The 13,935-nt window shown below is 27.3% G+C and carries 13 protein-coding genes, 1 tRNA gene and 1 pseudogene; 12 read left to right on the forward strand and 3 right to left on the reverse strand.

The window, feature by feature from the left end; genetic code table 4:
* Window positions 1–134 precede the first annotated feature (134 nt).
* Window positions 135–2,246, reverse strand: a complete 2,112-nt coding sequence (locus EXC66_RS01950) for an ATP-dependent Clp protease ATP-binding subunit (protein WP_006886321.1) — start codon at window positions 2,244–2,246, stop codon at window positions 135–137.
* A gap of 112 nt (window positions 2,247–2,358) precedes the next feature.
* Here EXC66_RS01950 and plsY point away from each other — a divergent pair, with 112 nt between their 5' ends.
* Together plsY and EXC66_RS01960 are read left to right on the forward strand one after the other, a co-directional pair.
* Entirely contained in the window at window positions 2,359–3,039 is a 681-nt protein-coding gene (plsY, locus tag EXC66_RS01955; protein ID WP_006886320.1) for a glycerol-3-phosphate 1-O-acyltransferase PlsY, read from the forward strand.
* Window positions 3,040–3,089: 50 nt separating this feature from the next.
* Window positions 3,090–3,758: a YgjP-like metallopeptidase domain-containing protein gene (locus tag EXC66_RS01960; protein ID WP_006886319.1), complete on the forward strand. Its 669-nt coding sequence runs from the start codon at window positions 3,090–3,092 to the stop codon at window positions 3,756–3,758.
* A 34-nt stretch (window positions 3,759–3,792) separates the two neighbouring features.
* Here EXC66_RS01960 and EXC66_RS01965 read toward each other — a convergent pair.
* A tRNA-Leu gene (locus tag EXC66_RS01965) sits at window positions 3,793–3,877 on the reverse strand.
* 212 nt (window positions 3,878–4,089) lie between these two features.
* Complete coding sequence (locus EXC66_RS01970; RefSeq protein ID WP_129622287.1) at window positions 4,090–5,271, reverse strand: IS30 family transposase; 1,182 nt, start codon at window positions 5,269–5,271, stop codon at window positions 4,090–4,092.
* A 442-nt stretch (window positions 5,272–5,713) separates the two neighbouring features.
* Between EXC66_RS01970 and infC the strand changes: the two are divergent.
* The 10 genes and pseudogenes from infC to EXC66_RS02020 all read left to right on the forward strand — a co-directional run bounded on the left by infC (window position 5,714) and on the right by EXC66_RS02020 (window position 13,935).
* A pseudogene (infC, locus tag EXC66_RS01975) lies at window positions 5,714–6,315 on the forward strand (translation initiation factor IF-3).
* A complete protein-coding gene (gene rpmI / locus EXC66_RS01980; RefSeq protein WP_006886302.1) occupies window positions 6,316–6,504 on the forward strand; it encodes a 50S ribosomal protein L35 in 189 nt (62 codons plus the stop codon).
* A gap of 60 nt (window positions 6,505–6,564) precedes the next feature.
* Window positions 6,565–6,918 (forward strand): 50S ribosomal protein L20, encoded by a 354-nt coding sequence (gene rplT, locus EXC66_RS01985; protein WP_006886301.1) that lies wholly within the window; start codon window positions 6,565–6,567, stop codon window positions 6,916–6,918.
* 79 nt (window positions 6,919–6,997) lie between these two features.
* Window positions 6,998–8,116 carry a tRNA 2-thiouridine(34) synthase MnmA gene (gene mnmA, locus EXC66_RS01990; RefSeq protein WP_006886300.1) on the forward strand — a complete coding sequence of 373 codons (1,119 nt, stop codon included), beginning with the start codon at window positions 6,998–7,000 and terminating at the stop codon, window positions 8,114–8,116.
* A 14-nt stretch (window positions 8,117–8,130) separates the two neighbouring features.
* Window positions 8,131–10,752, forward strand: a complete 2,622-nt coding sequence (alaS, locus tag EXC66_RS01995; protein WP_006886299.1) for an alanine--tRNA ligase — start codon at window positions 8,131–8,133, stop codon at window positions 10,750–10,752.
* Entirely contained in the window at window positions 10,745–11,170 is a 426-nt protein-coding gene (gene ruvX / locus EXC66_RS02000; RefSeq protein WP_006886298.1) for a Holliday junction resolvase RuvX, read from the forward strand. The genes alaS and ruvX overlap by 8 nt, the downstream gene beginning before the upstream one ends.
* An 8-nt stretch (window positions 11,171–11,178) precedes the next feature.
* Window positions 11,179–11,823 carry a BC85_0335 family putative methyltransferase gene (locus EXC66_RS02005; protein WP_006886297.1) on the forward strand — a complete coding sequence of 215 codons (645 nt, stop codon included), beginning with the start codon at window positions 11,179–11,181 and terminating at the stop codon, window positions 11,821–11,823.
* 38 nt (window positions 11,824–11,861) lie between these two features.
* Window positions 11,862–12,347: a transcription elongation factor GreA gene (greA, locus tag EXC66_RS02010; protein ID WP_006886296.1), complete on the forward strand. Its 486-nt coding sequence runs from the start codon at window positions 11,862–11,864 to the stop codon at window positions 12,345–12,347.
* Window positions 12,348–12,353: 6 nt separating this feature from the next.
* Complete coding sequence (locus EXC66_RS02015) at window positions 12,354–13,031, forward strand: deoxynucleoside kinase (protein WP_006886295.1); 678 nt, start codon at window positions 12,354–12,356, stop codon at window positions 13,029–13,031.
* Entirely contained in the window at window positions 13,024–13,935 is a 912-nt protein-coding gene (locus EXC66_RS02020; protein ID WP_006886294.1) for an ABC transporter ATP-binding protein, read from the forward strand. The genes EXC66_RS02015 and EXC66_RS02020 overlap by 8 nt, the downstream gene beginning before the upstream one ends.

Consider the following 13,935-nt stretch of genomic DNA (forward strand, 5'->3'; position numbering starts at 1 on the left):
TCCAAAATTAGTTTTATTTATGCCACTAAGCTAAAAGCTAAAGTCAACATTAAACAAAAAAACATCAAATTAAGAAATTTGATGCATTGAGTAATTTTAATCTATGTTATTGTATGACATCTTTAATAAGATTACTATTCTAAATTTAGTTCATTATTTTTAACACTTAAAGTATATTCATATTCAACTTTTAATTTATTTTGAATAAGTTCCATGCTAATAAATGTTTCGATATTTTTTTGTATAAATCTTTTAATTGGTCTAGCTCCAAATTCACTATCAAAACTATTTTTAACTACATATTCAAGTACCGAATCATCAAAGGAAATTTTAATTTTGTGGGTGTCTCATATTCTTTTAATTAATTTGTCTATTTCTAGCTTTGCTATTTGTTTAGCTTCTTTTAATGAAAGGGGATTGAATTTTACAATCTCATCAAAACGATTTATAAATTCAGGTTTAAGTTGCTGTAATAATAAATCTCTTAATTCTTTTTCGCTTTTAATTTTATTGTTCAATATTTCATGACTGCCTATATTGGTAGTCATAATAATAATTAAGTTACGACAATTTATAACCTTACCTTTAGAGTTTGTTATTTGTCCATTATCAAGCATTTGTAAGAAAATATTTAATACTTCTGGATGTGCTTTCTCAATCTCATCAACAAGTAAGATTGTATAAGGGTTCTTTCTTATTTCTTCAGAGAGATTTCCTGATTCACCATAACCTACATACCCAGGAGGAGAACCAATAATTTTAGATACACTATGTTTCTCCATAAACTCTGACATATCTAACCTAATCATGTTTTTCTCTGAATCAAATAATTCATATGCTAATTGCCGAGCCAACTCAGTTTTACCTACCCCTGTTGGACCAGCAAAGAGAAAACTAGCTAATGGACGATTTGGATCATTAATGTTAGCTTTAGAACGAATTATTGTATTACTTAATTCTTTGACAGCATGCTCTTGTCCTATAATTTTTTTGTTAAGATTTTCTTTAAGAGATAAAATTTTATCTATTTCTTCTTTGATTAATTTATTAACGGGAATTTTCGTTCACTTTGAAACAATTTGAGCTATTGTTTCCTTAGTAACTGTGTCTTTAATTAATTCAAAGTTTGCATTTTTTATCTCTTCGAGTTTATTTTCTTTTTCTGGAATTAAACCATATTTTAACTTTGAAGCTTGTTCAAAATCTCCCTCATTTAACGCTCTATTTAATTTATGTTTAAGTTCCTCAATTTCTTGTTGAAGACTAATGACATCTTTAAGTTTATTCTTTTCAGATTCTCATTTTTTTCTTAATTGCTTTATTTTTAGATCAGTTTCATTTAGGTTTTTAGCATTAATTTCAATAAGTTGATTATCTTTTTTTGTTGCTGAATTTAACGCTAATTTTTCCATTTCAAATCTAATTTTTTCTTGATTAAGTTTCTCTAGTTCCTCAGGAATAAAATTCATTTCAGTTTTAATTGTTGCAGCAGCTTCATCAACTAAATCTATAGCTTTATCTGGTAAAAATCTGTCTGAAATATATCTGCTAGATAATTCGGCTGCATAAACAAGTGAATTATCATCAATTTTAACTTTATGAAAACTTTCAAGTCTTTCTTTGATTCCACGAAGAATTGTTATCGTATCTTGAATACTTGGTTCATTGACGATAACTTTTTGCATTCTTCTTTCTAGCGCAGCATCTTTTTCAATATATTTTTGATATTCATCATAAGTAGTTGCACCAATTAAATGAAGTGCACCACGTGCCATTAAAGGTTTGATAATATTGGCAGCATCCATACCTGAATCAGCACCAGTTTTACCTGTTCCAATTAACATATGAATTTCATCAATAAAAATAATTATTTCGTCTTTTTTCTCTTCAATTTCTTTTAATATACTTTTTAATCTTTCTTCAAATTGACCCTGATACATAGCTCCAGCAATTAATGAAGCTAAATCAATTTCAACAACTCTACAATTTAATAAATTTTCAGGTACTTGTTTATCTATTATTTTTTTAGCAAGTCCTTCAACTATAGCTGTTTTACCAACTCCAGGTTCACCAATTAAAACAGGGTTGTTTTTTGTCTTACGACTTAAAATACGAATCATTCTTCTTATTTCATCATCACGTCCTATTACAGGTTCTAATTTATTCTCTTTAGCAAGTTTAGTTAAATCTCTTCCATACTTCTCTAATGCTGGACGATTATCACTTGGTTTATAATTCATTTCCATTTTAACCTCCTGTATTAATTGTATCACTTTTTTAGCACTCTAATCATTTAATTGCTAAATTTTATTATAGTGAATGTATTGTTAAAGAAATATAATAATATAAAATATAATCATGAAGATTTTTATTATAGTTTTAATTAACTTATTTATATTTATAGTTGGATATTTAGTCGGAAGCGTTAATACCTCAATAGTTTTAAGTCATAAACGAAAATCACAAGATATTCGAGATTATAATTCAAAAAACGCAGGAGCAACAAACTCACTACGTACCTATGGTGGAAAATTTGCGCTAGCTGTATTAATTATTGATATATTAAAATCTTATTTAACAGTTATGATTTTTTCACTTTTAACCAGATATATTTCAGCTACAAATACTTACTTAATTATTCCAATGCTTGCAGGTGTAGGTGTTGTAATCGGACATGTTTATCCTATATTTTATAAATTTAAAGGTGGAAAGGGTGCGGCATGTTCACTAGGGGTGTTAATAGCTATTAACCCACTTAATTTATTTATATCTGCATTTATTTTCTTTAGTGTTATTTTTATCACTAGATATGTTTCACTAGCAAGTATGTTAACAGCATTTTTAATGGTATTTATTTGTTTTTGCCCATGAATTGCACATGGAATCTTAGCAGTGTTTAAAAATAATGCAGGATATTTCTATATTGAAGGAATCTGTTTCACTCTTTGTGCTTTATTATTAATTTATGCACATAGAAGTAATATTGTAAGATTAATAAAAGGAACTGAAAGAAAACAAAAACTTTCAAGAAGCAAATAGCATTAAGCTATTTTTTATTTTTAAATTAGTTATTGAAGTAAAATTAAGTTATGACTTATCAAGAATTAGATAAATTAGATAACATTGTAGAATTTAATGAAAATCTACAAAAACATTTTTGCTTTTCATGAAAGGAAATTGACAATAAGTTAATAATTAATTACAATAAAAATAACGACACTAATGAGAAATACCTTAAAAGAATAAGAAGAAGAATAAAAAAATTCAATCAAACAAATTTTTATAAAAAAACTTCAGAAAAATATATTGTAGTCTACGGTAAAAAAATTTTCTACAAGTATATTTCTGAATTGAAACTTATTTCATTTTCAAATTACTTTGATGAAATAATCATCTGTAAAAATCAAAAACAAGTACAAGAACGCATCAATATTTTTTTATCAGAGAAATTAATTAAATTAGTTAGTGAAATAATTACAAACTTTAATGACAAAAATTTAAGTGATTATAAATTAATTGTTAAAAACAACATTAAAAGTTTTTATGGAAAAATAAATTATTTAGATAAGAAATTAATTTTTAATTTAATTTTAATTCATTATCCAATCCAAGTAATCAAATCTGTTATTTTTCATGAAATATCTCACTTTTATACTAAAGGTCACAAGCACGATAAATTTTTTTATGCTAAGCTTTATGAATTGTTTCCTGAATACAATAAATATAATACAGAACTAAATCAGAATAAATTTATCTAAAATTAAAAAAAAAAAAAAAAACGCAACGCGTTTCTGGTGCCCGAGACAGGATTTGAACCTGCATGGATTTCTCCACTAGATCCTTAGTCTAGCGTGTCTGCCAATTTCACCACTCGGGCGCACTTTATTATTTTACATTATTTATTAATATTTTGTAAAAAATATTTATTGAAATATAAAAATATAAAGTGGAAAAGTCATGCGACCATTATTTTTATTTAAAGAGCTTGAAGTACAATAGTGCTTCAATATTTATAATTATATTGCTTTTTTATATAAAAAAGCACACCAAAAGAATCGGTCATGACCGATTTTAAAATTTTTTTCAATATTATTTTGAGATAAGTAATAAATATTTGTTAATTCTATTGATCATTATTTGAATTTGTTCATCAGAAAATTTGTCCATTGAAATACCTTTAGCAATATATCTTCTGATATGTCTATGAATGTTCTCGATAGAACCTTTTTGATATGAGCAGTACGCGTCACATTTGTATAAATTGTTTTGATTAATAACTTCGTGCAACAACACGTTCTCGGAGCCGTTGTCAATTGTTAAAGTTTTGATTTTTAATGCGTTATTTTCAATAATTTTAATCAATGATTTTTTAACTGCTAATGAAGTTTTTAGTGACCTAACTGAATAGAGTCTTCTAGATTTTCTATCTAAAACAGTAACTAAACAATACTTGTCCTCACGTTTACCAATAACTGTATCAAGTTCATAATGACCTTCCATAGTTCTATTGTTAGCTTCCTCAGGTCTTTGATGAATTGGAATTGCATTTTTAAGAGAACTTTTTTGAGTTTTAACAGTTCTCTTTCGGTATTTTCCTACCGAAAGAAATTGTAAAATATCTATAGATAATGAAAACTCATTTGACTTTAAGCACTTATATACAGTGCTTGTCGTAGGACAAGGACTATTAGGGTAATGTTTTTTAAATTTATTAACAAGTGCTTTAGCAGAAACTTTTATGGCTCTTTTTGTAAAATCCTTACTAAATCGATTTTTTCTAAAATAGTCAACTTCTTCATTTCAAAATCTAATAAAATCTTTTCATTTGTTTTGAATAGTTTTTGAGTGAAGTCTAGTTCTTCTTGACCTATAAAATATCAAATGTTCAGCTAACAAATTAAAATCTATATAGTTAACATAGTTAATATAATTGTCGCAATTGCGACAAACTTTCTTAAATTTCTTAACAAAATCACCTTGATTTGTTGCAGAAATTTTTAATAGTTTTTTAATAGTTTTTGGTTGAAATCTTACAATGTTTGAAACTTGAGAAATGGTTTTATTTTGCCCTATTAACCTTAAACATTCATTAAAATGAAGAATACTCATTTGATTCTCTTTCAATAGTCTTGTTTTTAAGACTTTCGAATGTAATAACCTAATTTCTTCATCAGAATTCTTTATCAAATAATGATTGTTAGGAAGATGTTTTCGTTTAGTTTTTATACACACAACTTTTTCAAGAGAATTTTTAATATTTGCTATAATCATACTGGGTCCTTTCGTATTTTTTGGAGCAATATTATTTTACTAAAAGACCCAATAAATAAAAACAGTCATGCGATAATGGTCGCATGACTTTTCTATTTTACGTGAAATATAAAAAATATTTATGATCAACAATATAGACCATAAATATTTATTAAATTAAAACAATAAAATAAAATGATCAATTGGAAATAAAATTTGTTACACAAAATAAAATAATTTATTTATAGATTAATTTAAAAAAAATATTCATTTAAAATTAGTTTTGAAAAACACCATAAAAATGATAAAATAAATAAGCAATATTTAATTGCAGAAAGTAGATTCACTTCTCACCTGATAGCCAATAGCTTTGGGTTTTGCTACAATTAAATGATCATCAAATGATGACCTTTTTTAGTAGAGCAGAAGTGGGAAACCACATTTTTATTTTAAGGAGTATGTTATAAAAGCAGGAAATAGAAAACCTAGTGCAGAGCACTATGTAAATCAAGCAATCCCTTTCAAACAAGTTTTTCTTATAGGGCCAGATGGTGAAAAAATTGGAGTTAAATACACAAATGAAGCTATCGAAATGGCAAAAAGTCAAAAACTTGATTTGGTTTTAATTCAAGTTGAACCAAAACCAATAGCCAGAATGTTGGATTATGGTAAGTTCAAGTACGACCGTAAGAAAAACAAAAAGAAATTAAGGAAAAACAAACTAACATACAAAATCGCGAAGTTCGTCTTACACCTATGATTGGTGAAAATGACTTACTTACTAAAAGTCGTAAAGCACGTGAATTCTTGCTTAAAGGAGACAGAATTAAAGTGTCACTTAAGCTAAGAGGGCGTGAAATAGGACGTCAAGATTTAGGATTAGCTACATTAGATAAGTTTTTCAAAACTCTTGAAGATATAGCGGAAATCACTAAGGAAGCTGTGTTAGTAAATGATCGTTTTCTTGATATGAATCTCCAACCAAATAAACAAAAAATAGCTAAATACATGAAAAAGTTAGAAGACGAAAAGAAAAATGACGTCTCAACTAAAGAAGGAGAATAAATGCCAAAGATGAAATCTAAAAGTGCGTTAAAAAAACGTATTAAAATCACTGGAACTGGTAAAGTTTTAAGAGAACAAGCTTTCCGTTCACATTTAGCGCAAAATAAAACAACTAAGCAAAAACGTCATGCCCGTAAATCAAAATTAATGTCTAGATCAGATATCAAAAGATTTAAAGCATTATTTTAGTTAATTAACTAAAACACTAAAAATAAAATTTAAAACAAAGATTGAAAGGAAATAGATATTATGGCAAGAGTTAAAGGCGGAACAGTTACAAGAGCAAGACGTAAAAAATGATTAAAATTAGCTAAAGGATACTTTGGACACAAATCAATTGGTTACAAAGTTGCTAAACAAGCAGTTGTTAAATCATGAACATATGCTTTTAGAGACCGTAAGCAAGTTAAAAGAGACTTTCGTAAATTATGAATCGCTCGTATTAATGCAGCTACTAGAGCTGAAGGAATGAGCTACTCAAGATTTATTAACGGATTAAAGAAAGCTAATATTACAATCAACAGAAAAATGCTATCTGAATTGGCTATTAATGAACCTAATACATTTAAAGCATTAGTTAAAATAGTTGAAGATCAAAAATAATAACAACCATTGGTTGTTTTTATTTAACTTGTTAAATAAAAAAGTTTATAATTTATAAAGATTTAAAATAGGGGTAAAAATGGATAAAAAAAGGGTAGTAATTGGTTTAAGTGGTGGAGTTGACTCTTCAGTTGCAGCTTATTTATTAAAAGAGCAAGGGTATGAAGTTATTGGATTATTTATGCGAAATTGAGATAGCATGTTAAATAACGATATTTTAGGTAATGAAGATATATCTCAAGAAGTATGTCCACAAGAGCAAGATTATCTAGATGCAATTCAAGTTGCTAAAAAACTCGGTATTGAGTTACACCGAGTAGATTTTATAAAAGAATATTGAGATAATGTTTTTCAAAACTTTATTGAAGAATACAAAAAAGGTAGAACCCCCAACCCAGATATTTTATGCAACAAATACATAAAATTCAACGCCTTTTCGAATTATGCATTTAACGACTTAAATGCTGATTACATCGCAATGGGACACTACGCCAAAGTAAAAAATGGACATTTATATCGAGCTAAAGATGTCAATAAAGATCAAACCTATTTTTTATCACAATTAACTCATGAACAGTTATCTCGAGTTATTATGCCTCTTTCAGATCTAAATAAGGATGAAGTAAGAGAAATAGCTAAAAAAATAGGTTTAGTTACCGCTAATAAAAAAGATTCGACCGGAATATGTTTTATAGGTGAGAGAAATTTTGTTAAATTCTTACAAAATTATATCCCAGCTCAACCAGGTGATACAGTTGATATTATAACTGGAGAAAAAGTTGGTACTCATGATGGGTGTTACTATTACACAATAGGTCAAAGAAAAGGTCTTAATTTAGGTGGTATGAAAGAGCCTTACTATGTATGTGGTCATAATGTGCATAAAAATATATTATATGTTGCACCAGCATCACATGAAGAATTTCTAAATTCAAACAATTTAATTGCTTCAAACTTAAACTTAAATAATCATGATTTTAATTATGAAAATCTTAGTGCTAAATTTAGATACAGACAAAATGATATTAAAGTAAGAATAAAGATGCTTGATGATGATCGTGTTAGAGTTTATTATGATCAAGGTTCGCAAGCAGTTACACCAGGACAACAAGTTGTTTTATACGATGGAGAAAAATGTATTGGTGGTGGAATTATTGAAGAAATTTTCTACAATGATAAAAAATTAGATTATATTTAATCAAAGGACAAAATATGAATTCAAAAGAAATTAGACAAAGTTGATTGGATTTTTTCAAATCTAAGAATCACTTAGTAGTTGAAAGTAAAAGTTTAATCCCCGTAAATGACCCTTCACTTTTATGAATTAACTCAGGAGTAGCTACTCTGAAAGATTATTTCTCTGGTAAAAAAATACCCCCTTCAAATAGATTAACTAACTCTCAAAAATCAATTCGTACTAACGATATTGAAAATGTTGGAATTACAGCTAGACACCATACATTTTTTGAAATGCTTGGTAATTTTTCAATTGGAGACTATTTCAAAAAAGAAGCAATTGCTTTTGCTGTTGAATATTTATTAGATGTTCTTAAGCTAGATAAAGAAAGACTTTACTTTACATATTACTGTGAAGATATTGAAACCAAAGAATTATGAATGTCACACGGAATTACTGAAGATAAAATGATTCCAGGCTCAAAAGATACAAACTTTTGAGAAGTGGGTAGCGGACCATGTGGTCCTAATACTGAAATTTTTTATGATCGTGGTGAAAAATATGATTCAAGAGGAATTGAATTATTAAAAAATGACATTGAAAACGATAGATATATTGAAATTTGAAACATTGTTTTTTCAACATATAACTCAGATGGTGAAGGTAATTATACAGAGTTAAAACAAAAAAATATCGATACTGGTGCGGGGTTTGAAAGATTAGTTTCAATCATGCAAGATGCACCAACTAACTATGATACCGACTTATTTTTACCAATTATTCATGAAATTGAAAAATACACTGATTTTAAATATGATACAAATAATTATTTTGTTAAAAACAAGGAACAAGAATTAATAAACACTAATTTCAAAATAATTGCAGATCACATGAGAACAGTAGTTAATGCTATTGCCGATGGAGCTAAACCTTCTAATGTGGGACGTGGATATATTTTAAGAAGACTTTTAAGAAGAAGTATCTACAAATCTTTTGAATTAAAAATAAATGAACAACCATTTTTATTTAATCTTTGCTCTGTTATTAAAAAAACTTTACCATTTGAATATGATGAAACTGAAGTATCTAATATCATCAAACAAGAAGAAAATCTATTTGCAAACACGATGGAAAAAGGTCGTCAGCTACTTGCTAAACACATTGACGAAAATACAAAAGAATTTTCTGGAGAATTAGCTTTCAAACTTTTTGAAACTTATGGTTTCCCAATTGAATTAACCAGTGAAATTTTAAGTCAAAATAATATAACAATCAATCTTGATGAATTTAATTTAGCTAAGGAAAAACACACCGAAGCATCGAGAGTACAAAAAGTAAGTGGTATGGAAAAAGCTATTAACGTACTTGCTTTAATAAATTCTAAACTTGATAAATTCATAGGATATGATCACACTGATAATCAAACAAAGATTTTGAAATTAATGGATAGTGAAAATTTTGTTGATGAAATAGATGGTGTTGGATATGTGATTTTAGAGGAAACTCCATTTTACGCAACTAGTGGTGGACAAAAGCACGACCGTGGTCACATGATTCAAAATGGAAATAAAATTAAAATTCTAGATGTATTCAAAGATAAATTTGGTAACCATATACATAAAGTTAGTGGTGCCTTAAATGTTGATGATGAAGTGGAATGTCATGTAGATAAAACTATCAGACTTGGTTTAGAAAGAAACCACTCAGGAACTCACCTACTATTCTGTGCATTAAGAACTATTTTGGGAAATCAAATTGTTCAACTTGGATCAGACAATAATGAAGAGCGTTTAACCTTTGATATGCCAGCCGATGAAAAACCTACAAATGAACAAATTAGAGAAATCGAAAAATTAGTTAGAAACTATATTAAACGTGACGTAAAAAGAAATTATCTTCAAATGACAACTGAAGAAGCTAAAGCAATGGGAGCTATTATGACACTTGAAGAAGGTGAATATATGGATCCTAAAAACGTTAGAATTGTTCAATTCGAAGGTATAACAGCTGATCTTTGTGGAGGAACACACTTATCAAATAGCGCTAAATTGGAGAATTTTAAAATTACAAACGTTGATAAAAAAGGTGCTAGAATTTACAGAATTAGAGCAATTTCATCAAATAAATTAGTTAATGAATACTTAAATTCACAAATTGATGAAATTTTAGAATTACTAAATTCTTCAGTGGCTAAAATAAAAGAACTTGATTCATTATATAAATTAGAAGTTAAAGCAGTTTTTGAAGATAAAGAAGAATACATCGATTATTTAAATAATTTAGTTGAACAAGTAAAAGAAGATTCTAAAGCAATTCAAAAGAAATTATCAAACATTTCGAATGATGATTATATTTTAGAATTAGATTTAGAAATCAATGGTATAAATTTCTTAGTTGCTTCAACTAATAATTCAAATATTGTTAAAAATTTAGCTTCAACACTAAGAGAAGAAAATGTTGAAAAATTAGTAATAGTTTATTTGAAAGATTCACTTCCATCAGTTATTTCAATCGCTTCTAAAAAATACGATTCAAATCAATTTGCTAAAATCATTTGAGAAAAGTTTGATGGAAAAGGTGGAGGAAATAAAATTTTATCAATGGGTAGAATTAACAAAACTTTTAATATAGCTGAACTTTTTACAGATAATGCGTAAATTAGCTTTAGATTTAGGTACAAGAACATGTGGCTTTGCTATAAGTGATGAATTAGCGATAATTGCAAGCCCGCTTGAAAATTTTAGATTTGAAGAAAATGATTTTAATTCTGTAATTCATAAAACCTTAGCATATATAAATCATTACGAAAACATTGATGAAATAATTTTAGGTTTACCACTTCGTTCAAATGGTTCTAAAAGTGAGAGAACTATTATGGTTGAAGAATTCAAAAGTATTCTAGAAAGTAATTTAGTTAAAAACAATATTAATATTAAAATAAAACTCATAAATGAATATGGTTCTACTAAAGATGCCGAAAGTGTAATGATACAAGCTGGTTTATCTCGTAAAAAAAGAAAAAATCACAAAGATAAATTAGCAGCAGCAATAATTTTAGAAAGATACTTGAATTAGGAGTAATTATGAAGTTAATCTTAATAATTAGTGCAATAGTAGTGTTTATTCTTGGAATATCTATAGGAATGTTTTTAATTTTTAAAGCAAAAAGTATGCAAAAAAAATTAATTAAAGAATATGATTCAAAAATACAAGAAGACATAATTAAAATTAGAGAAAAATATGGAGAATTACCAGCTCATCTTTCAGAATTATTTCCTTGCAAAATTGATAAATTAGATGTTGAATTTATGATTCAAACAATCTGCAGAAACAACTATGAAAAAACCTTGATTATAAGTGATGAGTTATACTCATTCGCAACAGCTCAGGAAGTAACTAAAAAGTCCCTTTATTATATACCTGAATTTTTTGATGGTAGTAAATGGAATGAAGTTGTTAACTCAAATGATAAAGACATTATTAATTTTAAGCCTATTAAATATAATGAAGAAAATTTAGATTTGATCATTGTTTTTAAAGACATTGACCCCTACTCAATTTATAAAAAAATGTACTCAAAATTGAATAAAAATGGAATGATTATTATTAAATTTTCTAAAACAAATAAACAAGAATTCACACTACTTAAAAATGAATTATATAATAACGGAATACCACATGAGTTTTCGTTTGTAAAAACAAAATATTTATTTATCAGAAAAGACTAATAAAAGGATAAATGGTAAAATAATAATTAGGAGGAAAAATGGCAGTACAAAACCAAAATGATCAAAAAATATATATAGCATTAGAAACTCTTGAAAAATATAAAAAGGAATATGATAACTTAGTAAATGTTGAACGTCCTTTAGTTCAAGAAGCTCTTAAAGAAGCTAGAGCTCAAGGGGACCTCTCTGAAAACGCGGAATACGATGCAGCAAGAGATCGTCAAGCAATGGTTGAGTCAAGAATTAGTGAACTAGAAAGTATTATTGATCGTGCAGTAATTATCGAAAACAACCTAAAAGGTAAAGTTGGAATCGGTACAACAGTTACATTTAAAAATTTAAATGATAATGAACAAATCACAGTAACAATTATGGGTTCTCATGATGCTAACCCATTCGAAGGTAAAATATCAAATGAAAGTCCTTTGGCAGAAGCTTTACTTGAACACAAAATGGGTGATGTAGTTGAAGTTGACGCCCCTGTTAAATACTCTATACAAATCTTAAAAATTGAACAACAGTAGGATAATATGTTAATTGGAATTAGTGGAATGATAAGCAGTGGTAAAAGTACACTAACAAGCAAGTTAGTGAATTTTTATGGTGAACACTGCTTATTTTTAAATGAATACGAACATGATGATGAAGTATTTAACACTTTCTTAAAATGACTATATGATAGAAAAAATAATATTGGTCTTGGATTCCAAACATATGTTATTGAGAATCATCTAGCTAGAGTTAATGGTATAAATTATAGATTTAATCTTCTAGGAATGGACAAAAATAAAGAATATATATTTTTAGACCGTTTTTGTCTAGAACATTATATTTTTGCTCTAGTAAACTTAAAAACAAGCCAGCAAAAAGTATGATTAGCTTATCAAAAAGCCTTTGAAGCAATGGTATCAAATGAACAACTACCAGAATTAGTTATTTATTTAGATATTAGTTTTGAAACTTTCAAACAAAGAATTATGCAACGTGGTAGAGAGGTTGAAATCAATAATTTCGAGATTAACAAAGAATATTTTAATGAATTGCATTCAACCTATAAAACAATGTTTTTAAAATTAATCGAAAAATACAAACTTACTTGCAAAATAATAAATACAAATAACATGAATGAGGATGAAGTATTTAAAGAAGCGGCAAAACTAATTGAAGAATATACAAAGTCAAGAAATTGTGAGGTTTTTAATGAATAACATCATCGAAATAAAAGGTTTAACAAAGATTTATGATAAGAAAGTTAAAGCTGTAGATAATATTGACTTCGAAGTAAAAGAAGGTGGGTTATTTAGCTTTTTAGGACTTAATGGGGCTGGTAAAAGTACAACTATCAATATTATTTCTGGAATACTTAAAAAAACAAGCGGTAAAGTCATTATTAATGGTTATGATATTGATCAATACCCAGAAAAAACTAAAGAATATATCGGAATGGTTTTCCAAAAATCAGTTTTAGATGGGGAATTAAGCGTTTATGAAAATCTTTATTTAAGAGGGAAATTATATTTCAAAGATAAAAATGCTTTGAAAGAAAGAATTGAAAAAGTAATACAGCAGTTTGAACTTTCAAATATTAGTAAAAGACAATACAATAAGCTCTCTGGTGGTCAAAAACGTAGAGTAGATATTGCAAGAGCAATGATCCATAATCCTAAAATCCTAATTTTAGATGAACCAACCACTGGGCTTGACCCAATTACAAGAATTCTTGTTTGAAATGTTATAAAAAAACAACAAATAGAAAATAATATGACCATTTTCTTAACTACGCATTATCTTGAAGAAGCAAACGATTCTGATTATGTATGTATAATAGATAATGGTGTTATTAAAGTTAAGGGAACACCAGCTGAACTTAAAAAATCATATTCGTGAACCACGTTAAAATTAACACCTAAAAATATTGATCAATTTATAACAAAATTAAATCAAAAATTTGATAGATTCAATGATACACTAGTTATTGAATTTAAAACATTCGATGAGGCTAATAAGTTTTTATTAAATGTTATAAATGAACTATCATCATATGAAGTAATTAAAGGGAACATGGACCAAGTTTTCTTAAATGTTACTAATAAGAAAGTTAGTGAGGTTTAA

It is taken from the genome of Mycoplasmopsis anatis (genome assembly GCF_900660655.1).
GTDB classification, from domain to species: domain Bacteria; phylum Bacillota_I; class Bacilli_A; order Mycoplasmatales; family Metamycoplasmataceae; genus Mycoplasmopsis; species Mycoplasmopsis anatis.